The following is a 23803-nucleotide window of genomic DNA, read 5'->3' as shown; positions in this document are numbered from 1 at the left end:
CTAGGCAATTTTGCAAAAAGAGAAATGAATTTCGCTTGAGATATCAGCAAACGTGTTTTCCACACGATCGCATTTTGATTGAGGATGCGTTCACGCCAATGGGATAAAGACAAGGCGGTGAACAAACCATTTAGGTCTACAACGACATGACAACAATTATTACTATCGATACCGGCACCACCAACACTCGCGTCACCTTATGGAAAGATGACCAAGTCATCGCCCACCAAGCATGCGAGGTCGGCGTACGCGACACCGCCATTACCGGAACCCGCGAGCGCCTGCAAAACGGAGTGCGTGACACCATTATTAATGCCCTCGCTGCCGGTGGTATCGATGCCGAACAAGTCGATTTCGTGATCGGCTCAGGCATGATCAGTTCGAATGTCGGCTTATTTGAACTACCGCATGTCCTAGCACCTGCTGGTTTGCAGCAATTAGCGCGCGGCATGGTGTCGGTGACGATCCCCGAAGTATTTCCAAAACCTATTTGGTTCGTACCTGGTGTGCGCAATGTGGTCGACAATATTGGCCTACATAACTGCGAAGCCATGGATATGATGCGTGGTGAAGAAGTTGAAGTCATGAGCGTGATTGACCAACTTGGTATTACCGGTCCCGCCATGATGGTGATGCCCGGATCGCACTCCAAATTTGTCTGCATCGATGACAAAAATCGCATCACGGGATGCGTGACGACGCTGGCTGGCGAATTGATGTATGTGATTACCCACAACACCATTTTGGCGCAGTCGCTCGATTCCCAATTCGCCACCTCGATCAAAGAAGAGATGCTATTGGCTGGTGCGCAATCGGCGCAAACGATAGGCCTCGGTCGCACCTGTTTCAATGTACGCACCCTCGATCAATTCACCATCTACGAACGCAATGACCGCGCCAACTTCCTACTCGGTGCCATTCTCGGCGCCGACTTATTGACACTCAAAAATAGTACGGCAATCACCATGCTACCAGGCACGCCAGTGGTGATTTGTGGCAAACCGATTATGAAAGAAGCCTTGGCAATCTTGATTAAACACGACGACTACTTCTCTGGCCAGATCACCGTGGTTTCTGATGAGACGCAAGCTCACCTCGCTGGACAAGGAGCCATTTTAGTCGCCAAAGCGCGTGGACTGATCAAATAATTCTTGGGTCTAGATTCATCGATAAGTTCAACTTAAGCAGGGAATATCCGGATAGTTTCAAGCTGTGCATTTCGCTAGGATCTATCCTCACTTACTAGCTTGCCTCTGCTATTTACCAATCACGCATTTCAACTTCAACGACAACAACGATCATGACAAAAACCATCACTCGCTTCGGCAATATTCCTAGTGGCGCTGGCGGACAACGCTTGCCTTTTTCGCCTGCAGTCCGCGCTGGTGATTTCGTATTCTGTTCTGGCCAAGTCGCCATGAAAGAAAACGGTGAAATCGAAACCGGCGGAATCGAATCGCAAACGCGTCGCACAATGGAAAACGTCAAAAAAGTATTGGCATTAGCCGGTTGCACTTTAGAGGATGTGGTCAAGGTCAGTGTTTGGTTAGATGACACACGCGATTTCTGGACTTTCAATCGCATCTACACCGAATATTTTGGTGACAATCCACCAGCACGTTCATGTGTGCAATCCGCCATGATGGTGGACTGCAAGGTCGAAATTGAAGTGACTGCTTATAAGCCTCTGTAACGATGAACAGTGGGATCGTTTAACCAACATCCATCGCGCCACCAGCAAAACAACAGCGTAACAACAACCGCGTAACAAAAACTTCAACGATACAGTGAGCCATTCATGAGCCAGCAGCACGCGCCAAGCTATCAGTCACTCTACACCTACGCCTGGGACATTGCCGATCAAGGTGTCACTTCATTTGTGGATGAGGCGCTCGGCATGGGCATCCGTGATGTCACGATCGCCACGGCCTATCACGCAGGAAAATTTATCCGCCCTCATGCGAAACAAGGACCACGCGTGATTTTTCCTGAAGATGGCGTGACCTATTTCACACCTGATTTGGCGCGGTATAGCGAAATCAAACCGGTTGCTCATGGCGATGCGAACATGACTACCGTCGTGCAAGATTTATTGTCTGACGGGCGTTTGGGTGTGCATGCATGGACGGTGCTGTTACACAATTCTCGCATCGGTGCAGCCTATCCACACTACACTGCCAAAAATGCTTTTGGTGATGGCTATGTGTATAGTTTGTGTCCTATGAACAACGAAGTTTTTGACTACGCCGTCCATCTATGCGCCGACCTTGGTTCACAGTTCGCATTCAAAAGCATCGTGCTCGAAACACCGGGCTGGTTGCCTTATGGCCATGGCTACCACCACGAGTTTGCACAAGTCGCGAGCAACGCCTGGCTCGACAATTTACTCGGCACCTGTTTTTGTGAGGCTTGCCAAACCGCGGCTCGTGAAAAACGAATCTCCATCGATGCTTTGCAAGAACGCGTGCGCACTGCCATTGACCACTATTTGCGTCTCCCTGCGAACGCACAGAGTGATCAGGCACAAGCTTGGATGCAAGCAGAACTTTTAAGTGACGCCGACTGGTTGGCCTACATCGAAATGCGTCAACAACGCGTAAGCGATTTGGTGGCTGCCATTCGTGCCGCGATTCCTTCGGAAATGAAACTCGCCGTGATCCCCACCGTACAACGCCCTACCGCGGCCTGTTGGACCGAGGGCAGTGATTTGCGAGCACTGTCGGACATCGCCGACTATTTGGAAATTCCATTTTACGAGCCGAATGCCCAACGCGCGATTGCCGATGCCTGGGAGAGTTTGCGTCAAGTAGCGCATCCCGAGAAAATCCGCGCCATCTTACGCCCTGGTTTGCCTGACTTGAACCATGGTCAAGAAATCGCCGCTGCCATCGACGGTATACGTGCACTCGGCATTAGGGACTTCGCGTTCTATAACTACGGCTTATTGCCACGAGATCGATTAGACCATTTGGCGCAAGTGTTAAGAGCGTAAGTACGTAAGGGACAAGTTCTCTATTTTTAACGGACTACAGAAAAAAGCCCGTTAGCAAGGAAATGACTATGGCAAGAAATATTCTCATCACTGGCGCCTGTGGCGGCATCGGACGCGCCCTCTGCCAAGCTTTTGTCGACGCTGGCGACTTCGTCTTCGCGCAAGATCGCGAAGCAAGCCAACTCGCAGAACTCACGCAGCAGCTTGGCAGCAATAACAGTTGTGCAGTGCTAGCCGACATCACTGACGCACAAGCACTACGCAGCGCGATCGACGCACAGACTAAAGTGCACGGCGCCATCGACGTCTTAGTCGCCAACGCAGGTGCTGCGCAAGCGCTCACGCTTCAAAGCACCAGCGAAGAAAGCTGGAAGCAAGACATGGATTTGAACCTGAACGGTACTTTCCACTCCGTCGAAGCAGTGCGCGCATCGATGCAAGCCGCTGGCAAAGGCAACATCGTCATCATCGGTAGCGTTAACGGCCTCACTTCATTCGGCCACCCCGCCTATAGCGTTGCCAAGGCCGGCCTCATCAGCTACACCAAAGCCTTAGCAATGGAATTTGGCAAGTACGGTATCCGCAGCAATATGGTCTGCCCCGGCACCGTCAAAACCCAAGCTTGGCAAGCACGCGTCGATAAGAATCCGCAGGTGTTTGAAGACTTGAAAAAGTGGTACCCGCTGCGCGACTTCGCGACACCAGAGGACATCGCGAATGCAGTCATGTTCCTAGCCTCCGACGCCGCCCGCGTGATCACTGGGGTGATCTTGCCGGTTGATGGTGGGTTGATGGCGGGGAATCAGGTGTTTGCTCGGGAGTTGACGCAGGAGGATATTTAGGGGGTTGTTTTTCGATTTTCGATTTTCGATTTTCGATTTTCGATTTTCGATTTTCGATTTTCGATTTTCGATTTCCGATTTTCGATTTTTGTATTTATGCTCCTTCCCTTTCAAGGGGAAGGTTGGGATGGGGATGGGTTCGTTTGGCTTTGATTTTTGTTTTGAATTTGATTTTTGTTTTGAATTTGTTTTTGTTCGGAAATTGGGGTTAGTAGGTCGGGGGTGGCCCGACAGCCACTCACTTTTCTTGCTTCGCCAAGAAAAGTAAGCAAAAGAAGGCGACGCAGGTACAGCCGCCCTTCGGGTTCCCAATTGCGTGAGCTCAAGATAGGGAGAGTCAGAAACTCGCCTTCGGCTCAAACATCTGCCTCTCTTTTTCCTATTTTGAGCTCACACAATTGGCGTCTGCACATGCGGTAACAACTAACACATACAAGATCAGAGGCCGCGCAAATTACTAGTGACGGTGGTGTGTTTTTGGTTTTGCAGTTGATTTTGAAGTTAATCCACTTCTGACACTGCCAATTGTGCTAGGCAGAAATGGGATAAAGAGAGTTAGATGTTTGAGCCGAAGGCGAGTTTCTAACTCTCCCCATTTTTTGCCTTGCACAATTGGGCACCCGAAGGGCAGTGGCAGCGTGGTCGCCTTTTTGGGGTTACCTTTTTTGGCGAGACAAAAAAGGTAACTGGCTGTCGGGCCACCCCCGACCTGCGAACGATGAGAACGACCAGAATGCAAAAAGGATGGAACGTAAAAAGATACTGGATTCCCGCTTTCGCGGGAATGACGAATCTAAAGTTTCGAGACAGCTAATTGTCTAATAGAGGGTGTTTAGGATTTTGGTTTTTGGTTTTTGGTTTTTGGTTTTTGGTTTTTGGTTTTTGGTTTTGCAGTTGATTTTGAAGTTAATCCACTTCTGACACTGCCAATTGTGCTAGACAGAAAATGGATAAAGAAAGCCTTGCTGTTTGAGCCGCAGGCGAGTTTCAAGGCTTTCCCATTTTTTGCCTTGCGCAATTGGGAAGCCGAAGGCCAGAGGCAGCGTGGTCGCCTTTTTTGGGTTACCTTTTTTGGCGAGACAAAAAAGGTAACTAGCTGTCGGGCTACCCCCGACCTGCGAACTTTGAATTTGACCAACCGTCAAAAAGAACGAAAGCCACTAGATTCCCACCTCCGCAGGAACGACAAGCATAAGGAAAGAAAAGAGTAATCAGCATCACCCACAACAAAAGAGACACTCTTCCCACAAGAAGAGCCCATAACAAACCCAAACCGGAAGTACATCATGACATCTGCAAGCGTCACTGCACCGAGCAAAAGCAACAACTTGATTGTTGCGATGCTCTTTATTGCCCTCCTCTTTTTTATTCTCGGCTTCGTCACTTGGCTAAATGGTTCACTGATTCCATTCCTCAAAATCGTCTGCGAACTCAGTGACTTTCAAGCTCTGTGGGTGACCTTTGCTTTCTACATTGCATACACCGTGATGGCTTTACCATCGGCTGCGGTGTTGAGTCGTATTGGCTACAAGAATGGCATGACTGCTAGTTTGGGTGTCATGGCGATTGGGGCGCTGTTATTTATTCCGGCGGCGAAGACCAGTCAATACTCGCTCTTTTTAGTCGCATTATTCACTTTAGCGAGCGGCATGACTTTGATGCAAACAGCGATTAATCCTTACATCGTTTGCATTGGGCCACGTGAAAGTGCTGCGATGCGTATTAGCATTATGGGTTTGTTCAATAAAGGGGCTGGTATCGTCGTGCCTCTGGTATTCACTGCCTTGATCTTATCCGGCATTAGCCAAACCTCGACCACTGAACTGGCAGCGATGGATGTCGCCGCGCGCGCTAGTTTTCGTGCGGATTTAGCGAGTCGTTTGGTGACACCGTATATTGTGATGGCGGCGGGATTGGTTTTATTCATGGCCATCATCCACTTCTCTTCTTTAGGTGAACCTGATCTTAAAACCAATGCTGAGGACCAAGGTCAAGCCACCACCCGTTTTGGTGTCTTGCGCTATCCGCAGTTAGTGCTAGGTGCGATTACTTTGTTTGCGTATGTCGGTGTCGAGGTGATTGCAGCCGATACGATAGGACTGTACGGGCATCATCTTGGTGTAAAGAATAGTATCGGTTTGACCTCGTACACGATGGGCTTCATGGTGTTAGGTTACCTCGTCGGTGTCCTTGCGATTCCCAAATTTCTTTCACAGAAAAATGCGCTCACGCTCTGCGCACTAAGTGGCATCGTCTTCGTTTTGGGTGTCTTGCAAGCATCGAGTAGCGACACTAGTTTGTCACATTCCTTATTGGCGTGGGCCGGTGTACCAGAGGTTCCGAATAGCCTTTTGTTTTTGGCGATGCTAGGATTTTCAAATGCCTTGGTATGGCCAACTGTGTGGCCCTTGGCCTTGGAAGGTCTAGGACGCTACACCGCTGCAGGTTCAGCTGCGCTGATTATGGGTATCGCCGGAGGTGCGATCCTGCCCTTAGCATACGGACACTTCTCTGATACCTCTGGCGCGCAACAAGCCTATTGGGTAATGTTGCCTTGTTATGCCTTGATTCTGTTTTACGCTTTGAAAGGGCATACAATTCGTCGTTGGTCACGTTAGAACTTTGTGCGCTCATCGACCGCTTCATTTCCTTTTTTTGATTTCCACTATTTTCGTACCATGCTGAATCTGACTTCGCTCGAACAACAACTTCTTCCTCCTGGCACCAAGGGTTTGGCTTTACATGCCCCATTGGCGCAACAAGCACTGGCGCAGCAAAATTGGAATCTTTTGCGGGGCGATACTAGCTTTCCGGTGGCGGTGTTAAAGGACGGTGCCCTGCAACACAACTTGCAGTGGATGAAGCGTTTCTGTGAGAGTCGCAAAGTCGTCCTCGCGCCGCATGGAAAAACCACCATGAGCCCGCAGCTGTTTGAGATGCAGTTACAGAATGGTGCTTGGGGCATGACCTTGGCAACCGTCAATCAAAGTTTGATTGCGCATCGTTTTGGTGTGAAGCGAGTACTGCTGGCGAATCAACTCGTCAGCAGCAGCGATATTCGCGCGATCGTGACCTTGATGAGGCAAGATCCTGACTTCGAATTCTATGCGCTCACCGATTCTCTTGAGGCGGTCAAACGACTGGCATGTGAAGTGCGCGATGCGGGTCTTGCTCGCCCTCTGCGCTTATTGGTGGAACTAGGATTTCCCGGTGGTCGCACTGGCTGTCGTTCCCAAGCCGAGGCAATCGCTGTTGCGCGCGCGATTCATGCCAGTCCCTATTTGCACTTAGCGGGCATCGAAGGTTATGAAGGACTGTTGGTGAGCAAAAACCGAGAACAAGATTTAATCGCAGTGCGGGAATTCATTGCAAGCCTTTTGCAACTGACCAAGATCGCCGACACCGAACAATTATTTGAAACCGATCACATCTTATTGTCGGCCGGTGGTTCTGCTTATTTTGATCTGGTGGGGCGTGGTTTCGAACAAGAGCTCGCGCTCTCTCGCCCCGTAACAGCCATCCTGCGTAGCGGTTGCTATGTCACGCATGACCACGGTTTTTATCATGGTTTAGTCGAGGAAATGCGCGAGCGCGAAGCTGGTATGCAAGACGATTATTTGCAACCAGCACTGGAAGTGTGGAGCATGGTGCAATCGCGACCTGAACCGGATCTCGCCATTCTGACCATGGGCAAGCGTGACGCTTCTTATGACATCGACTTGCCCTTCCCGCTCTATCATCATCGTCCGCAGTCAGTGGCGAGTGGCGTTGCGCAAGCATCGACCTTACCTGCAGGATGTAAGATTGAGAAAATGAACGATCAGCATGCTTATCTGCGTCTACCGCCGCACAGTGAAATTCAACACACTTTAAAAGTCGGTGATTTAGTCGGATGCGGCATTTCACATCCCTGCACGACCTTTGATAAATGGCCGCTCATCTTGCGCGTCAACGATGCCTATGATGTGACCGGTGCTATCAATACCTTTTTCTAATACGTATAACGAGATCCTGCATCAGCTCAGCACAAAATATGAAGGCCATAGTATGACGATCGTTCAGCCAATTTCCACCACCACCGCTCTTCCTCAGACTCACACAATTGACATCGTGATTCGCAATGCCGAAGTGCTCGACGGTAGTGGCACGGCTGCCTATCGCGCTGATCTGGGTATTAGCGATCAGAAAATTGTGGCGATCGCCCCAGCCCTCAGTTTGCAAGGCTATGAGATTCTCGATGCCAGCGGTCTGGTCGTAGCACCAGGCTTCATCGACGTTCATACCCACGATGATAGAGAAGTGCTCGATGCCCCCAACATGTTACCCAAGCTCACGCAAGGCGTGACCACGGTCATCACCGGTAACTGCGGCATTAGCTTATCGCCTTGGGCTGCAGATCGTACACCCCCAGCGCCTTTGAGTCTCATCGGTACGCAGGCAGATTTTCGTTACGCTTCCGTGCAAGACTATGTCAAAGCAGTCAAGCAAAGCCAACCAGCTGTGAATGTAGGAATACTGATTGGCCACTCTACTTTGCGCGTCAACGCGGTGGCCGATTTGCAAACTGGCGCCAATGCAGAAGAACTGCAACGCATGCAAGATCTATTGGCCGAAGGCATGCATGCTGGTGCGCTCGGCTTTAGCTCGGGTCTGTTTTACCAAACCAGCAAAGCGGCAGACAATCAAGAAGTCATCGCTTTGGCTAAAATCAGTGCAGCCGCTGGTGGTGTGTACACGTCCCATATTCGCGATGAATACAATGGGGTCATGCAAGCCCTAGCCGAAGCTTTTGACGCTGGTGCGGAAGCCAAGCTGCCTGTGATCTTATCGCATCACAAATGTGCAGGCCCAGCCAATTGGGGCCGCACCACGGAAACACTCGCCTACATTAGCGAGCGTAAACGCAGTCAAGCGATCGGCTTGGATGCCTACCCCTATACCGCTGGTTCGACCGTGCTTGATCCCGACTACGTCGATGGCGTGATTCGTATCATGATTAGTTTTTCTGAGCCTCATCCAGAAATGCAAGGACGTGACCTCGCCGATATCGCGACGGAATGGGGTGTCGACCAAAAAGAAGCTGCGCGCCGTTTGCATCCAGCGGGCGCGGTGTATTTTCAGATGCGCGAGGATGATGTCGAACGCGTCTTGAGCTACCCACACACGATGATAGGCTCAGATGGCTTGCCCCACGACAGTCATCCCCATCCCCGTCTATGGGGCGCCTTTCCTCGCGTATTGGGACATTACAGCCGCGATAAAAAATTGTTCACCTTAGCCGAAGCAGTACGTCGCATGACCACACTCTCCGCCGATCATTTTGGCCTCAAACAGCGCGGTCGCATTGCGCCAGACTGCTGGGCCGATCTCGTGATCTTTGATCCGGCCACTATCAGCGATCAAGCAACTTTCGCCTCACCGAAGCAAGCAGCGACCGGCATCCATTGGGTCTTGGTGAACGGTGCGATTGCACTCGAAAAAGGTGTGCCAAGTCCCTCTCGTCATGGTCAGTTTCTCGAGCGTCGACAAGAACGTTTTCCAGGGATACCGGTGTAGCTTTGGCGTCGCAAAAAATTAGTTTTACAGCTATAAGTCCCAACAATTTTTTACAATTGTCTTTTTCAGGTTCATTCCGCACGTCAACTTCTTGACACAAGGCAATAATCTCCTTATAAGAATACTGTTTAGCAAAGTTCTTCGGACGTGCCAACGCCAATGCGTTGCACCTTATCCCCGGTTGGCTTGATCGCCAATATTGTCTGTGACAATTCAAGGAGTTCGGTATGCGTAGCTTGCAGTCTCGCCTTAACTTTCTGGTTCGCGTTGCACTCGCCCTTTTACTCGTCGTCGGCCTCATCGGCATTGTTAATACCTATCGACAGAGTCAATCAAGCCAAGAAATGGTGGCAGCGAGCAAAATACTACGCTCGCAAATGAACGCTGATATGCTGCATGACACCATTCGTGCCGATGTCTTAAATGCGATGCGCATCGCTAACGATACTGAAGCAACTGAGGCCGAAAAACAAGGCGTCCTTGCGGAACTCAAAGAACATAGCAATACTTTTAAGGATCATCTCGCTACGGTCGAGCAAGGTGGCAGCAAGGACGTAAAAGCAATTCTCACTAATCTCAGTAGTGATCTCAATAGCTATCTACGTTCTGCAGAAATCGTCGCACAAGCCAGCATCAAGCGAAGCGCCGAAGCTAACAAAACTTGGGAACAATTCGAAAAAGATTTCGAGACCTTGGAAAAAGGCCTCGAAAAGCTTGGTGATGAGATTGAAAAATACACTGAATCCGTGAATCTCAATAGCCGAACCCAAGGTCGCAATGCGATTATTTTTGACATAGTTATTCTCGTTCTCGGTGCAACAGCCTTGTTCCGCATCGCTCGCAAACTGGTCAAAGAAATTCTGACCGAACTTGGCGGCGAACCTGAAGTCGTCGCGAATGCGGTGCGTGAAGTCACGAATGGCAACCTCGCTGTTCAGCTCGAATTGCACGACAATGATCAAGGCAGTCTGCTGGCATCAACCGATCAACTCATTAAACGCATTAAGAGCGTCAATGATCGTGTCCAAAAACTCAGCGTCGATCAACAAGAAGGTAAGCTCGCCGCACGCATCGTCGAAACAGATTTACCAGGCGAATTTGGTCAGCTTGCCAAACAGATTAATGCCCTAGTAGAAGTACAAAATCGTGATGTTCAGACACTGACTGATCTGATCGGTCAATACGGGCAAAACAATTTCGAAAACAGCCTACCGCAACAACCCGGGGACAAAGCCATTCGCAAAGAGCAAATGGATGCGGTACGTGAACGCTTACAAACCAACGTGTTAGAGGCCGACACCAATGCCCGCATCAAAATGGCTTTGGATTCTGTTGCTGTGCCTGTTCGTATTGCCGACAACGATGGCACCATCACCTATATCAACCATGCGCTCAAAGATACTCTGCATAAATACGAGCCACAATTCCGCGCGCAAATTCCAAGCTTCGATGCCAACAAAGTTCTGGGCGGCAGCATCGGCATTTTTTACAACGACCCTGCTGCAGCACTTGAACGTCTTCGTAACTTGAACAGCACTGTGAAATCGCGCCTTACACTTGGTGGGCGTGATTACGATGTGATTAGTAGCCCCATCGCCTCCTCAACGGGCGAGAAAATCGGCACCGTAGGTCAATGGTTGGATATTACTGAACAATTGGCGATCGAAAAAGAAATTGGCTACGTAGTAGAAGCCGCGGCGAGCGGTGATTTCACGCAAAGCATTAGCGAAGAAAACAAGCAAGGTTTCTATCTGCAACTTGCCACTGGCATGAACCATTTAATGAAGACCAGTGCCCAAGGTTTGAATGATGTGATCCGCGTATTGAGCGCGCTTTCGCATGGGGATCTGTCGCAGAAAATTACTCAGAATTACGAAGGTGCCTTTGAGCAAATCAAAGAGAACACGAACTCGACCAGTGAGAAGTTGGCGGAAATCATTAACGAAGTTCGTGCTGCTGCCGATCAACTGAGCAATGCAGCAGAACAAGTCAGTGCGACCGCACAGAGCCTGTCACAATCAACCTCGGAACAAGCTTCTGGGGTCGAGCAAACGAGTTCATCCGTAGTTGAGATGTCCGCATCAGTACAACAAAATACCGAGAACGCAAAGATTACCGATGGTATTGCCAATCGCTCAGCGAACGAGGCCCAAGAAACCAGCAAGGCGGTATTAATGACCATCCAAGCCATGCGTGACATCGCTGGCAAAATTGGGATTGTGGATGACATTGCCTATCAAACCAATATGTTGGCATTGAACGCAGCCATTGAAGCAGCGCGGGCTGGTGAGCATGGCAAGGGTTTTGCTGTGGTGGCTGCCGAGGTTCGCAAACTGGCCGAACGTAGCCAAATTGCGGCACAAGAGATCGGCGAACTCGCCTCCAACTCGGTATCTATTTCTGAGCGTGCAGGGAAATTGCTCACTGACATGGTGCCTTCGATCGGTAAGACTTCTGACTTGGTACAAGAGATCGCCGCAGCTTCAGAGGAACAATCAGCTGGACTCCATCAAATTAGTCGAGCAATGGAGCAGCTGAACGCGGTCACACAACAAAATGCGTCGGCATCTGAAGAACTCGCCGCAACCTCTCATATCTTGTCGGATCAGGCCGAGCAACTCCAAAGTCTCATGCAATTCTTCAATCTTTCTGCAGCTCGTTAGGCGCACTTTCGACGTTTTCCAAATAAGAATAGAGCCAAGCATTGCTTGGCTCTATTTTTTTATCTCATGGGCACTTCATCATTTACACGCCACCCACGCTTCGACTTTTGGACGGATCGCTCTTTCAATATCCACTCCCTTTGGGAAAGTCCCTAGCGCACCTTGGCGAGCGATAATACCAACGTAAGATTTATTACGATCCCAGTAAGGATAAGCGCCATAAGCACCGGGACTAGAAATGCGGGACGCAGGCATACAATTAAAGCTTGAACTTTGACATTCATGCCAATATCCGAAGCCATAGTGCCACACTTCGTTTAATGCAGCGGCGGGCGAGTAGGTCAACTTCACATTCGCGGTCCGATCTTGCAAATACAGATTTTGCATCGCCGGCGTCAATAATTTCCCAGCTTTGAGCGCACTTAAAAAATCAAGATACTCAGTACCATTCCAATGCATACCGCCAGCAAGACGCGGATTACTCAGCGACGGCAAATCATAAGCCGCGCTCTTAAATAGGCCAGTTTGTTGTTTAAATTCAGAAAAAAGTTCTTGCCACGAGCTCACACCACGCGCCTTGATCGCCATCAAACCAGCCACTTGCGAGTGGCTACTGGAATAATAAAACTCAGTGCCCGGCTGCGCAGTATTATTTTGATTAACATTTGCGATACTAGCGACGCAGGATTCAAAATTTGAAATACCCACATTGATACATGTCGATTCCTCGGTCAGCCCCGATGTAAAGCTCAATAGATTCGCCAGAGTCATATTCCGCAAAGGCGAATTTAAAGGCATAGGCCAATTCGAAATCCAATCTTGAGGTTTATCCTCTAACTTAAGGTAGCCCTTTTCAACCAAGCGCAAAATAATCATGGCGGAGACCATCTTCGAAGTTGAAGCAGACTCATAAGAAGTGCTCATACTTGATGTGCCACGGTTATAGGCATAACGTCGACCGTCATCACGTTCAACGGCGAAACTAAAATCCGCGTCGGTACTCAGTTGTCCAAGCTGGTTCGTCATGTCGGTTTCTAACTGACTGACTGAACACGTTGTGCCGCCAGTTCCGCCACCATTTGAGCTTCCAGTGCTTGTGCTAGCAGGCGTGTCGCTACTACCACCGCCGCAAGCTACTAGACCTAAGCTCACGAGCAAACTTATGGCACGTTCTTTATAGGGCAGAATTGAACAAGATTGATTTGAACGCTGCAGCATAAACGCTTCCTCTCCGGCAAATCGCAAAACTGATACACGCTACCGCAGTAGCTATCCGATTGAATTGCGCCAGCATAAAAAAGAGTTTGCTAAATTTCCTTTACTTTTACAATTGATTACAGCAAAAACACTTTCCTTACGACATGCACCAAATTGGTAAGCTGTTGCTAGGAAGTTTCACAACACAGCTGAACGCAAACCAATCTGGTATCCTGCAGCGATATCATTCGGCAGCCACGCCTCAAAGATGCAAGTGGTGGCCAGATGAAGCAGTCCATGCACTTCGACCTAAGATAAGCAATTAAAACCGCGGCGTTGAACTATGCCGATATAAAACGATCCAAATTAGCTCCTAATCTCAGCTTCCAAACCTATTTACGCATCTTCATTTTTGTTCAAAGGACAGATCATGCAAACTAAAACAAAATCTGTATTGACGCTTCGTCGTGTCGCCTACGGTGCACTTCTATGCACCGTAATGGCAAGCAATTTTGCAGCCACGCCGATTTATGCGGCGGAGCGAGTGGACTTAGCTCAAGCGGTTAAAGTCAAAAAACAATTGGACCAACTCGCTGACGCATTCTATGATGCACGCGCCAAATTCGAACCGATGATGATGGCGACCGCCAACGGTGACAGCCGTTTTGACGATCAAATTGGTTTGAGCATCAATCCTGCCAATCGTGCGCGCCAATTTAAGCTGTACCACACCATGCAGGCCAAGCTCAAACTGATCTCACGTGATCAGCTAGGCAGCAAAGAACAGCTCAACTACGATCTGCTCGCCTTTGAACTCGACAGTGCTCTGAATTTTGAACATTTCCCCGAACATCTGTTACCACTCAACCAGATGGACAATGTACCCAGTACGGTCGCCAACTATGCAAGCGGTACGGGTTCGCAACCACTGCATACGGTAAAAAATTACCAAGCATATTTGAATCGTCTCAAACAATTAACACCGTGGATTAATCAAGCCATCGCCAATATGCGCGTCGGCATCAAGCAAGGGATCGTCCATCCCAAAGCGATTACCGTGGCAATGCTGCCGCAGTTCAAACAACTACAAAGCACCAAGGTCGAGGACAGTATTTTCTACTCGCCCATCAAACGCATGCCGGCAGAGTTTTCGCAGGCTGACCAAGAAAAACTGAAACGTGCCTATCATGAAACGATAGAGAAACAACTGAATCCAGCGGTAACTCGTCTAGTGAAATTTCTTGAACATGATTACTTAAAAGCGGGACGTGATAGCACCGGCCTCAACGCCTTACCAAACGGCGCTGCATGGTATCAAGCGCGTATCAAAGATCATACAACGACGTCTTTAACACCCGACGAAATTCATGCACTAGGTCTCAAAGAAGTCGCGCGCATTCAACAACAATGGGATGTGTTAGCGCCGCAACTGGGATATAGCGGTCCCTCCAAACAATTACCCACCTGGGTCGCGGCACAAGACAAATTTAAACCCTTCAGCAGCGATCAAGAAGTGCTAGAGGCGTATCGCAAGATCGACGCACAAGTGCGGGCTAAGTTACCAGCACTGTTCTCGATGTTACCGAAGGCCGAGTTGTCTTTGCAGTTAGAACCGGAATTAAGTCGTGCCACTGCATCCGACCACTACACACCCGCTGCGGATGATGGCTCACATCCTGGCGTATTCTGGGCCGTGGTTAATGATCCTAAAAAATACAGCCGCACTGGCATGGTTACCTTGTTCTTGCATGAAGGCCAACCAGGCCATCATTTACATGCCGCGCTTTTGAAGGAAATGGATTTGCCCAACTTCCGCAAATTCAATACAGAGAATTTCAACAGTGCCGCCTATACGGAAGGTTGGGCTTTGTATTCAGAGACCTTGGGTCGTGAGATGGGCTTTTACGAAGATCCTGCTTATTACTTCGGCCATTTGAATGATGAACTCTTGCGTGCTGTACGTTTGGTCGTGGACACCGGGATGCATGCCAAAGGCTGGACACGTGAACAAGCCATCACTTACATGATGGAGAATTTGGGCTATAGCGAAGCACGCGCGAAAAACCAAGTGGAGCGGTATATGGTCATTCCTGGTCAAGCACTCGCTTATAAGATTGGGGCACTCAAAATTTTAGAATTGCGCGCCAAAGCGCAACAAGCGCTTGGTTCTAAATTCACGCTCGCCGATTTCCACAAAGTGGTAGTAGGTGATGGTACTTTACCGATGCCTATTCTCGAGCAACAGATCAATCGTTGGATCGCGGCGGCAAAGTAATATCGCTCTGATTTGGCATAAAAAAACGCACTTCACTCTTATCGGTGAAGTGCGCAAGACCACTGGAGCAGGAATCTAAAGACCATCAAATCATTGCTACGGCAATGCCATCGGCGTAGAGCGTGGCCCACCCGGCATATTCAAAGGCTGGCCAACAGCAGTGCCACCTGTGCTGAGTTTGAAACGACCCGCTTCCACAGTGTGAGAATAGTTGCTGCACACTTCATTGTGCGTCGGCGTGTAGACTGCCGTGCCATTCGCTTTTGTCACATTCACCCAAGCGCCGCTAGCGTGATCAAGATACTTCACATTACCGAAATAAGCTGCGCGCGGTTTATTATCGATACAAGAACTTCCCTCCGTTCCCCAATCTTCAACGAAGCCATAAGCGCCTGCATTGGTTTGTGGGCGTGGTAGGCGCATGGTGGCTAATTTCTGCCGCACATTGGTACTGGTGTCTGTGAAATAGACGGTGTAATCCTGCGTCGCCGCTGGCGCGTCTGCTACTTCCATCTCGAAACGATAGGTCACATTGGTTTTGGGTACGAACGCTGTTTCACATTTAATGCCGGTGCCCTCACCTCCAAAATTAGAACACCTCGAAGTGCCCTTATCGATCACCACCGGACTCACACCATTCACATCCCACAAAGAGAACAGCAATTGATGGCTCTGAATACCGGTGTAGCCACCATTAATCCCAATCACTTCGTAATAAGTAGTTGGCTCCCAAGTAATCGGCGTGACTTCCGCACTAAATTTATCCCAGTTCGGAGTACTCCACGATAAATGGATAGAGTTGGCACGGGTTGCATGGGGGCTGGCGCTGCCGACAATCGTGGTCGATTTGATGGTGCCGTCTTTTTGTTGAAGGCTGACATCGAGACTTTGCGAAAGGGCGCTACCTGCGGTCCACCATGCGGAGACATAGCCATTGGCATCACTGTTCGGCGCATCAGGAAAGACCCATCCGCTTTGCTCGCCCTGTTTAGGAATCCAGGCAACGTTACAACCGCTGAGTCCCTTGCCATTCATCGTGACTTGCACTTGGATTTTTTGCGGTTGATGCGTGTCGTTCGGCGAACTGTCCGATGGTTGGTACAGCGTCTTTGAATACACCGAGCCGACTCGCGCATAACCTGCATTCGGTGTGATCGCGGTAATCTGTGCACCATTTTCGCAATCTTTGGTTTCGGGTCTGCTGACTGTCGTTCCTGTTTGTGTTCCACTCGTTGCCGTCGACGGTACTGTGCTGCTTGATGCGCCGCCGGAGCCACCACAGCCACTCAATTGCAGTAGTACGAGCACCACGCCTATAATCACTTGATACGAATTCGATATCTTCATTTTCTGTCCTAAATGATTCTTGAGTTGAAATGCATTGTCGAGCGCATGGCCAATCACATTGATTGAACAAGGTGCGAACCTGCACACGCATTTTGGTCTAAACAGAATAGAAGGAAATTGAAGATCGCGACAGCGATCATTTTTTGACTAGATCTCAAATAAAACTTGATGCCTAGTCCAGAGCAGGATTGCGAGCCTCAGAAATCAAATTTGTTTAATCATAAAAAAAGGAGGCTGCACGATGCGCCTCCCTTCTCTCACATACAATAAATCATCTATCGATATAATTGAGCGACGCCAACTGTCGCTGGTCACTAACTTGTGCGCATCGCTTTCAATTGCTTCCATGCCGTGACATAAGTCACTGCATTTGCACGCAGTTTTTCAAGACTGTCACCCGCACGATAGAGATTGGAACCCAGCCCGAATCCGTTAGCCCCAGCGGCTATATATTCGACCATACCATCAGGCTTCACTCCACCTACAGGCAAACACAAGACTTCTCGCGGCAAGACGGAGCGCCACGCTTTCAGAACTGATGGTGGTACGCTCTCTGAAGGGAAACATTTAATCGCATCAGCACCCGCCTGCAAAGCGGCAAAGGCCTCCGTTAAAGTCGCCACGCCCGGCGCACATTGCATGCCGCGTTGTTTGCCAGCACGAATGATGTTCACATCGCTGTGCGGCATCACTATCAGTTGGCCTCCAGCCTGATACACTTGCTCAACTTGTTCGACACTCATCACCGTTCCTGCACCTAAGCAGCCATCGGCTGGCAAGGCCTCCACCAAGCGCCGAATACTTTCAACCGCATTCGGCGAATTGAGGGGCACTTCGATGCAACGAAAACCGGCTTCGTATAAGGCCTGACCATATTCAACGACCTCGTGATTCTGAATACCACGCAAGATCGCGATCAAGGGTAAATCCGTCAAACTCTGTGCCAGATTCAGCATAAAAACTCACTTCACAACAAAAGAATAACAACAAAAAAGTAACAAACAAGCACACCACATGCATAAGAAAAAACGCTCTCACCAACATAGCATGGTGAGAGCGTCAACACAAGATCGAACCCAACTCAGCGTTTCAACATACCAATTGAGGTTCGCCTTGGCCAAGTCGATTAAAACTTATAGTTGTACTCAGCAGTTAAACGTGCGGCACGTGCACCGATGCGACTACCACCTTGACGGTAAGTTGGGCTGATATTGCCACTGCCGCTATTCGAACCGCTGTTTTCAGAGTTGATGGTGCGGCTATCAAACACATTGAATACATCAAGCTTCAAGTTCAATCCTTTGATCGCGCTTGGTTGATATGACAGGTTCAAATCCAATTGCGTAGTCCATGGTAAACGACCTTGGCTACCACGTGGCGAGAACGCACCGCCTTTCGCGTCACAGAAGAAGAAGTAGTTGCCTTCATAATGACCAACGTCTTGACCGGCATATTCTGGCAATTGACCAAAGCAATTACGTGGACGACCAGAAGCAATTTGCAAGTTGGCACCGACCATAACTTCTGGCAAGACTTGGTAGAAACCGTAGGCCTTAATTACATGACGGCGATCACCCGACAAGTCACCGTTCGAACCGATCATCAATTCACGATAGTCTGAACCTGCACTCAAGGCGACGTCACCACCAGTCACACCAGAATCTGTTTGGCCTTCGGTATTGCCATAATTATGCGACCATGTGTAATTGATCTTACCGTACCAACCATCACGGAATGGATGTTCCAAGAAGAAGTTCAAAGCGGTGTAAATACGTTTTGCTTTTGGCAAACCGATATCGGCTGCGGTCAAATGCGCTTTCACGAGTTCACTACCACTACCGGAACCATGCGGATCAAACCAGACTGTGTTAGCTTCGCCGGTATTGATGACCATACACCACGATGGATACAAACTGTTATCGGTGCCGCCAGTATCTTCTTCAAGATTTGGATAACCGTTACGTTTACCCCATGCAAAAATAGGGCGTGGGTCACATGTATCGTCATAAGTCGTACGCAAAGTACGATAAGTTCCCAAGACACCAAAATTCAAACTCGAACTGATGGCTTTTTCGAAACCCAAAGACATTTCATCTTGATAGAAAGGCTTGATATTTTCTGCGGCAACCGAGCGTGCATCAGGTGAAGTATTGATATTCACGATGACGTCACTAATCGGATGCAAACCCTGTGGCACACCAGTCACTGGATCAACCCCAGTGTAGGTGTAGTAACGCGTAGTGGTCTTCAATTCCGAGCCCATGTTACCAACCAAGTTCGTCGGCACTGGCATGAAATAACGCCCCGCATTGGCGAACACTTTGAAGCTACCATCGCGATTGACGTCCCATGTTGCACCTAAGCGCGGAGCAATTTGACGCGTTTGTGAAATCACCAATTGGTTCTTGTTGTTATAGTTATGGAATTGCTCATTACGCAAACCCAGATCTAACAAAATATTATCGGTGATTTGATAGCGATCTTGGATGTACTGCGCTGCTTGTGTGGTCGATGGTTCGCCAGATTTGAAATAGGTGCCTTCGGAAACATAGAAACCTTGGGTACCGTAGCCGCCACCCTGAGCCAGTGTTTCGTTCGCTCCACTCGGCTTCCAAGTGGTCGGATTATTATGGTACAAGTAGGCCCAGCTGCGGCCACCCGGACGTGATGCGCCCACGACCGAAGAAGCCTTGTTGTAATCGATACCGCCACGCAGTGAGTGCGCGCCTAATTTGTATTCGATATCTAAACGTAGTGTCTGCTGCTTGTCTCCACTATCCGGGCGAACTTGGTCACCAAATGGCTGTGGGTTACTCGTTGGATAAGTGACGCCTGGTGCGCGTGAAGTGATCGAACTCGATACGGAGCTAATCGCTGGGTTATAACCAAATGGGATCACTTTTGGCGAGGTATGTGACTTGCCATACAGTGCCGTTACAGTCAAATCATCGGTCAAATAACCAGTGTATTTGAAGATATCGTTCACTCCACCTGGGCTACTTCCACTGCTACCACCGCGCGTATTGCCAGCATTCCAAACAGTGGAGCCATTGCGCTTGTTATTATCGCGTTGGAAGGTTTCATAACTAAAACCATAGCTCGATGATGTATTGCGCGATTCATCCAAAATATGGGTGTATTCGAAGTGGTGATCATCGGTTAAGTTGTAATCCAACTTCACAAGACCACGCGTGGTACGTGCTTGATTCACGGACCAACCACTGGCATTAAATGCTGTATCAGAGCTTGCTGCAACACCTTCGCTATCACTACGCGTTTGTTCTAAAGCCGCAAACATGAACAACTTATTTTTAATCAATGGACCGCCAACATACAAACCAACTGTTTTACTAGTTGAGTGATTGTCGCGGTTATAGAATTGCAGCTTGCCGTCAGTCTTAGGATTATCACCAGTATTAGGGAAATAGATATTGAGTGGACGTGCCGCTAAACTTGCTGGCGCCATCGAGATTTTCCCACCCGCTTCCCAGTTGTTAGTACCGCTCTTGGTCGTAATATTCACCACACCGCCAGTGGAGCGGCCGAATTCGGAGCTATAACCGCCGGACAAAATCTGTGCATTCGAAATGGCACCGAATGGCAACTCAGAGGCACCGACCTGAGTCAAAATGTTCGTCACTGGGAAGCCGTTGATGTAGTAGGCATTCTCTGAAACGGAAGCACCACCGAAGCTCGATACATTGCCGTAGTAACCTGAGACATTACGCACCGTTCCTGGTGCCAAGGCAATCACCGCTTGCACGTTCTGCGAAATCGGCAACTTCGCCAATTCACGCGCCGTCAAAATAACGCCATTATTGGTGTTGCTGACGTCGATTTTATTGACCTTCGCCGCAACCGTCACGGTTTGCACATTGGCTTCTGTAACAAAGGACGCTTCCACACCTTGACCAATTAAGTTCTCAACTTCCAAACTTTTTTCAAGTGCGCCGTTACGCATCAATTTCACTTGGTATTTACCCGGTGGCATTGAGGTCGCTTGATACTTCCCTTTGGCATCGGGCGTCACTACACGACTGACGCCTGTGGCCGTATTTTCAATGACGACAGTGACGCCTTGATTGACGGGTGCTTGACCAAAAATCGTACCGGTCGCATTCGATTGTGCGAAAGCAGTTGATCCAACACCGAGGCTTACTACTGCTGTCCCAAAAGCAATCGCAAGTGCCTTTGCGATGACTTTCTGTTTCATTGTCTTTGTTTTGATTGGCATGATATTCATCTATTTGATTTGGCTAGGTACTCAGCGTGGCCTGCAAAGTCCATTACATGTCGACTTGCAAACCACGCCACTCTCTCCGCAACCACTCCCCCACGGACGGGTCGCACATCAAGTCAATTTCTGAACATTCGCTCTTATGAAGCTCGCCACAGCTCTTGCTTGATTGGTGATGAGAGTCTAGTAATTGCAAATTCAATGCGCCAACGACATAAATTTGACTTCTCATTGAGATTTTTTTTAGGTGAACTTTGAGATCAACGATGTGTGCCACCGCGCACTACCGATCATCAGAGAGAAATTGATGTTCTCGACAAGTCTCGATAGCCGCAAGCAAGTGGAACAAAAAAGCGCGACGTTGAATATTTCTTGATGAGCTAGGATTTACCCCCAAAATTTCTCGGGGCAAAGCATGGAGTAAAGCCAAGTCATCAACAAAAAAACAACATGGATCACGCAAAAACCAAGCGACTTGACATGCCATTTGCAGCGGATGATATGAGTGCAGCCGCACTTTCATGTATCTCTTTAGAAAAACTAAATGACGCGCAAAAACAAACTAACTGTGCCATTTCTTCAAAACAAGTTATCGTTAAAGACATCAGATTTCTAGCAACACCTCTCACTTTGAGCAACTCTTTGCTCCATATTCTTGCTCCTTGTTTTTTGCTCAAAGTTTTTCATTCTACGTTTAACGACTTACTCCTATGCTTAATCGACGACAGTTCGCAAGTATCACTGGCTTGAGCCTACTGGCACCTGCCCAATGGATTCAACCCGCAGCTGCGGCTCAGCAGAGATTCAGCTTTGCCAAAGACAGCAATCAATTTTTACTGAACGATCAACCACTGCAAATTCGTAGTGGTGAAATGCACCCTGCACGCATTCCTAAGGCGTATTGGTTACATCGCATTCAAATGGCGAAGGCGATGGGGATGAATACGATCGCGATTTATGTCATGTGGAATTACCACGAAGTCAAACAAGGGCAATTCGATTTCAAAAGCGAGAATCGCGACATCGTTCACTTCATCAAACTCTGCCAAGCGGAACAGCTACACGTGATTCTTCGACCCGGCCCTTACGTCTGCGCCGAGTGGGATCTGGGCGGCATCCCGGCCTACTTACTCGCCGACGAGGATTGCGTCTTGCGCGCCAATAGCCAACGTGCGCCCCGCTATATGCAGGCAGCCAGTCGCTATATTGCGCACTTGGCGAAACTAGTGCGCCCCTATATGCTCACTCAAGGTGGCCCCATCTTAATGGTACAAATTGAGAATGAGTTTGGTTCCTACGGTAACGATCATGCTTACCTCGAAGAACTGCGAGCACTGTGGATTAAGCATGGTATCGATGGACCGTTCTATACCCAAGATGGCTACGACCAGCTCATGCAAAACAAAACCAATCTTGCTGGCGCTGCGATTGGGCTCTCTGGTGGTGAATCGGCGGATATACTCAAGACCCGCAAAAATTACCCAGACGTGCCCGTGTTGAGCGGTGAGCTCTATCCAGGCTGGCTGACGCATTGGGGCGACCCCGTCATGCAAGGTAAAGAGGTCGACATGAGTCGCGCCCTCAAAGAAATGATGGACGCAGGTCAGTCTTTCAATTTCTACGTCATCCATGGCGGCACCAATTTCGGCTTTAGTGCCGGTGCCAATACAGAAAAAGGTGAATACCAACCTGACGTCACCAGTTATGACTACGCCGCACCGATCAATGAACAAGGACTGGCGACCGCAAACTATCATCGCTATCGCACCATCATCTCTGAGAGTTTAGGCGCAGCTTTACCACCGATTCCGAAACCGATCAAAACGCTGAAGGAGTCGATGAATCGTCCCCTACAAGCGCAATACTTTACGTCGATCTGGCATCACCTGCCACCAGCTCAGCCATACGCAAGGCCACCAACGATGGAAAGCATGGGGCAAGATAGTGGCTTTGTCTTGTATCAAACCACACTAAAAGAAGCGAATCAGTCTGTGCAAATCAATGAGCTACACGATTACGCACTACTGCATGTGAATCGCCAATATCAAGCTGGTATCAGCCGCGCTAAATGCCCCGCCACTTTATATCCGGACGCTAAGCTGTATACGCATCGTCAAGAAATCACACTCAAGCATTCCGCCAACGCTGAATTATCGATCTTGGTCGAAGCCATGGGACACATTAACTATGGACGTTCTCTGATCGATCGCAAAGGCATTGTCTCGGAGGTTTTCGCTCGCTCCTCGCAAGAAGCAGCAGCGCGTCCACTCAAAGATTGGCGCGTACATCGTCTCCCTTTCGATACGCGTTTTATCAGTTCCTTGAAATCGACCGCACAGCACGGTGCGCCACAACAGCACGGGAATTTCTTTAAGGTCGAGCTATCACTGCAGGAACTCGGCGACTGCTATCTCGATATGCACGAATGGGTGAAAGGTCTGGTCTGGGTCAATGGTCACTGCCTCGGTCGCTACTGGCGTCTCGGCCCACAACACCGTCTATACTGCCCCAGCGTCTTTTTGAAAAAAGGGAAAAATGAGATCTTGATGTTTGATCTCCACTTTCTCGAAGCGCCGCCTATTTTCTTACGCACGTCGTTGGAAGAGTAGGCTTGAACATACAATGATAAAAAAGAGCGAAGGACAACCCGTAGAGTGGTTGGTGTTTCATAAGGCCACTAAACGATCAAAGAAT

At 49.1% G+C, this 23803-nt stretch carries 15 protein-coding genes; 11 read left to right on the top strand and 4 right to left on the bottom strand.

Annotated elements, in window-relative coordinates; translation table 11 throughout:
- Positions 1 to 146: 146 nt before the first annotated feature.
- The 9 genes from RF679_RS04390 (at position 147) to RF679_RS04350 (ending at position 12053) form a co-directional block, all read left to right on the top strand.
- On the top strand, positions 147 to 1148 hold the full coding sequence (locus tag RF679_RS04390) for a 2-dehydro-3-deoxygalactonokinase (protein ID WP_309483003.1): 1002 nt from the start codon (positions 147 to 149) through the stop codon (positions 1146 to 1148).
- A gap of 152 nt (positions 1149 to 1300) precedes the next feature.
- On the top strand, positions 1301 to 1693 hold the full coding sequence (locus RF679_RS04385; RefSeq protein ID WP_309483002.1) for a RidA family protein: 393 nt from the start codon (positions 1301 to 1303) through the stop codon (positions 1691 to 1693).
- A 105-nt stretch (positions 1694 to 1798) separates the two neighbouring features.
- On the top strand, positions 1799 to 2992 hold the full coding sequence (locus tag RF679_RS04380) for a hypothetical protein (protein ID WP_309483001.1): 1194 nt from the start codon (positions 1799 to 1801) through the stop codon (positions 2990 to 2992).
- A gap of 68 nt (positions 2993 to 3060) precedes the next feature.
- Complete coding sequence (locus tag RF679_RS04375) at positions 3061 to 3834, top strand: SDR family oxidoreductase (protein WP_309483000.1); 774 nt, start codon at positions 3061 to 3063, stop codon at positions 3832 to 3834.
- Between the two features lie 854 nt (positions 3835 to 4688).
- Positions 4689 to 5045, top strand: a complete 357-nt coding sequence (locus RF679_RS04370) for a hypothetical protein (RefSeq protein ID WP_309482999.1) — start codon at positions 4689 to 4691, stop codon at positions 5043 to 5045.
- Positions 5046 to 5120: 75 nt separating this feature from the next.
- Positions 5121 to 6452: a sugar MFS transporter gene (locus tag RF679_RS04365; RefSeq protein ID WP_309482998.1), complete on the top strand. Its 1332-nt coding sequence runs from the start codon at positions 5121 to 5123 to the stop codon at positions 6450 to 6452.
- A 60-nt stretch (positions 6453 to 6512) separates the two neighbouring features.
- Entirely contained in the window at positions 6513 to 7829 is a 1317-nt protein-coding gene (locus RF679_RS04360; RefSeq protein WP_309482997.1) for an amino acid deaminase, read from the top strand.
- 52 nt (positions 7830 to 7881) lie between these two features.
- Positions 7882 to 9390 (top strand): N-acyl-D-amino-acid deacylase family protein, encoded by a 1509-nt coding sequence (locus RF679_RS04355; RefSeq protein WP_309482996.1) that lies wholly within the window; start codon positions 7882 to 7884, stop codon positions 9388 to 9390.
- Positions 9391 to 9617: 227 nt separating this feature from the next.
- Positions 9618 to 12053 (top strand): methyl-accepting chemotaxis protein, encoded by a 2436-nt coding sequence (locus tag RF679_RS04350; RefSeq protein WP_309482995.1) that lies wholly within the window; start codon positions 9618 to 9620, stop codon positions 12051 to 12053.
- A gap of 78 nt (positions 12054 to 12131) precedes the next feature.
- On the opposite strand, the gene RF679_RS04345 is transcribed toward RF679_RS04350, so the two are convergent.
- Positions 12132 to 13271: a serine hydrolase domain-containing protein gene (locus RF679_RS04345; RefSeq protein WP_309482994.1), complete on the bottom strand. Its 1140-nt coding sequence runs from the start codon at positions 13269 to 13271 to the stop codon at positions 12132 to 12134.
- A gap of 409 nt (positions 13272 to 13680) precedes the next feature.
- On the opposite strand from RF679_RS04345, the gene RF679_RS04340 reads away from it, so the two are divergent.
- Positions 13681 to 15525 carry a DUF885 domain-containing protein gene (locus RF679_RS04340; RefSeq protein WP_309482993.1) on the top strand — a complete coding sequence of 615 codons (1845 nt, stop codon included), beginning with the start codon at positions 13681 to 13683 and terminating at the stop codon, positions 15523 to 15525.
- Positions 15526 to 15621: 96 nt separating this feature from the next.
- On the opposite strand, the gene RF679_RS04335 is transcribed toward RF679_RS04340, so the two are convergent.
- The 3 genes from RF679_RS04335 to RF679_RS04325 form a co-directional block, all read right to left on the bottom strand.
- Positions 15622 to 16872, bottom strand: coding sequence for a DUF3472 domain-containing protein (locus tag RF679_RS04335; protein ID WP_309482992.1), 1251 nt, complete (start codon positions 16870 to 16872; stop codon positions 15622 to 15624).
- Between the two features lie 314 nt (positions 16873 to 17186).
- Complete coding sequence (locus tag RF679_RS04330; protein WP_309482991.1) at positions 17187 to 17828, bottom strand: 2-dehydro-3-deoxy-6-phosphogalactonate aldolase; 642 nt, start codon at positions 17826 to 17828, stop codon at positions 17187 to 17189.
- A gap of 170 nt (positions 17829 to 17998) precedes the next feature.
- Positions 17999 to 21106 carry a TonB-dependent receptor gene (locus RF679_RS04325; RefSeq protein WP_309482990.1) on the bottom strand — a complete coding sequence of 1036 codons (3108 nt, stop codon included), beginning with the start codon at positions 21104 to 21106 and terminating at the stop codon, positions 17999 to 18001.
- A 713-nt stretch (positions 21107 to 21819) separates the two neighbouring features.
- Between RF679_RS04325 and RF679_RS04320 the strand changes: the two genes are divergently transcribed.
- Positions 21820 to 23718, top strand: a complete 1899-nt coding sequence (locus RF679_RS04320) for a beta-galactosidase (RefSeq protein ID WP_309482989.1) — start codon at positions 21820 to 21822, stop codon at positions 23716 to 23718.
- Positions 23719 to 23803: the final 85 nt, after the last annotated feature.

The organism is Undibacterium cyanobacteriorum (assembly GCF_031326225.1).
GTDB classification, from domain to species: domain Bacteria; phylum Pseudomonadota; class Gammaproteobacteria; order Burkholderiales; family Burkholderiaceae_D; genus Undibacterium; species Undibacterium cyanobacteriorum.
Note: the sequence above shows the minus strand (reverse complement) of the source record. Positions and strands in the feature narration are given on the sequence as shown.

Bases quoted from the DNA above. Each gene is read 5' to 3' on its own strand.
- RF679_RS04390 (WP_309483003.1), top strand. From the start codon at position 147: ATGACAACAATTATTACTATCGATACCGGCACCACCAACACTCGCGTC.
- RF679_RS04385 (WP_309483002.1), top strand. From the start codon at position 1,301: ATGACAAAAACCATCACTCGCTTCGGCAATATTCCTAGTGGCGCTGGC.
- RF679_RS04380 (WP_309483001.1), top strand. From the start codon at position 1,799: ATGAGCCAGCAGCACGCGCCAAGCTATCAGTCACTCTACACCTACGCC.
- RF679_RS04375 (WP_309483000.1), top strand. From the start codon at position 3,061: ATGGCAAGAAATATTCTCATCACTGGCGCCTGTGGCGGCATCGGACGC.
- RF679_RS04365 (WP_309482998.1), top strand. From the start codon at position 5,121: ATGACATCTGCAAGCGTCACTGCACCGAGCAAAAGCAACAACTTGATT.
- RF679_RS04360 (WP_309482997.1), top strand. From the start codon at position 6,513: ATGCTGAATCTGACTTCGCTCGAACAACAACTTCTTCCTCCTGGCACC.
- RF679_RS04355 (WP_309482996.1), top strand. From the start codon at position 7,882: ATGACGATCGTTCAGCCAATTTCCACCACCACCGCTCTTCCTCAGACT.
- RF679_RS04350 (WP_309482995.1), top strand. From the start codon at position 9,618: ATGCGTAGCTTGCAGTCTCGCCTTAACTTTCTGGTTCGCGTTGCACTC.
- RF679_RS04345 (WP_309482994.1), bottom strand. From the start codon at position 13,271: ATGCTGCAGCGTTCAAATCAATCTTGTTCAATTCTGCCCTATAAAGAA.
- RF679_RS04340 (WP_309482993.1), top strand. From the start codon at position 13,681: ATGCAAACTAAAACAAAATCTGTATTGACGCTTCGTCGTGTCGCCTAC.
- RF679_RS04335 (WP_309482992.1), bottom strand. From the start codon at position 16,872: ATGAAGATATCGAATTCGTATCAAGTGATTATAGGCGTGGTGCTCGTA.
- RF679_RS04330 (WP_309482991.1), bottom strand. From the start codon at position 17,828: ATGCTGAATCTGGCACAGAGTTTGACGGATTTACCCTTGATCGCGATC.
- RF679_RS04325 (WP_309482990.1), bottom strand. From the start codon at position 21,106: ATGCCAATCAAAACAAAGACAATGAAACAGAAAGTCATCGCAAAGGCA.
- RF679_RS04320 (WP_309482989.1), top strand. From the start codon at position 21,820: ATGCTTAATCGACGACAGTTCGCAAGTATCACTGGCTTGAGCCTACTG.